We start from the raw sequence: 733 nt of genomic DNA on the forward strand, positions 1-733 counted from the left end.
AAAAGTGATGGCCAAAAATTAGATCCAATCATTAAATACGATATTCAGTGTATGTCGATTGGTTTTTTAGCAGACCAGCAAACACCGATGATATGGCGTGGTCCTATGGTAACAAGTGCAATTAAAACATTTACTCAAAAAGTGAATTGGAAAGATTTAGATTTTATTATTGTAGATATGCCTCCAGGAACTGGTGATACTCAACTTACATTTTCTCAAGAAATTAAAATGGATGGTGCAATAATTGTAAGCACACCTCAAGAAGTAGCTCTTTTAGATGTTAAAAGAGGTATAAAAATGTTTGATAAGCTAGGAGTAAAAATTTTGGGTTTAGTTGATAACATGAGTTTTTTTATTGGTGATGATGGAAAAAAATATAAAATTTTTGGAGAAGATGGTGTTAAAAAGACTGCAAAAGAATTTCAAAAAGAATTTTTAGGTGAAATACCAATTAATCCTGAGGTTGGTAAAACTGGTGATGAAGGAAAGCCAATTGTTGAAGCTGACCCTGAACATAAAATTTCAAAAATATATTTAAACTTTGCTGAAAAAATTAAATCAACTTATCTTTAAGATCAAAAGCAATCATTAATTCATTCCACTCTCTTTTAGACAGACCAGAACTTTCAACATCTACATTTTCACCTTTAATAAGTTTTTGGATAATTAATTTTCCTTTTGCAGAAATCTCGGTTCCACCAACTCTATAATCCATAAAAGCATCATAAGTTAT

General features: G+C 30.3%; 1 protein-coding gene and 1 pseudogene. One reads left to right on the plus strand and one right to left on the minus strand.

Annotated features, from left to right (window positions below):
- A partial coding sequence (locus AMO08_RS03675) for a P-loop NTPase (protein WP_075485290.1) occupies positions 1–573 on the plus strand: 573 nt, incomplete at its 5' end.
- On the opposite strand, the pseudogene AMO08_RS03680 reads toward AMO08_RS03675, so the two are convergent.
- A pseudogene (locus tag AMO08_RS03680) lies at positions 554–733 on the minus strand (FAD-dependent thymidylate synthase); the annotation flags it as partial. The gene AMO08_RS03675 and the pseudogene AMO08_RS03680 sit on opposite strands and share 20 nt — an antisense overlap.

It is taken from the genome of Candidatus Pelagibacter communis, from assembly GCF_001180205.1.
In the GTDB taxonomy this organism is placed as follows: domain Bacteria; phylum Pseudomonadota; class Alphaproteobacteria; order Pelagibacterales; family Pelagibacteraceae; genus Pelagibacter; species Pelagibacter ubique_O.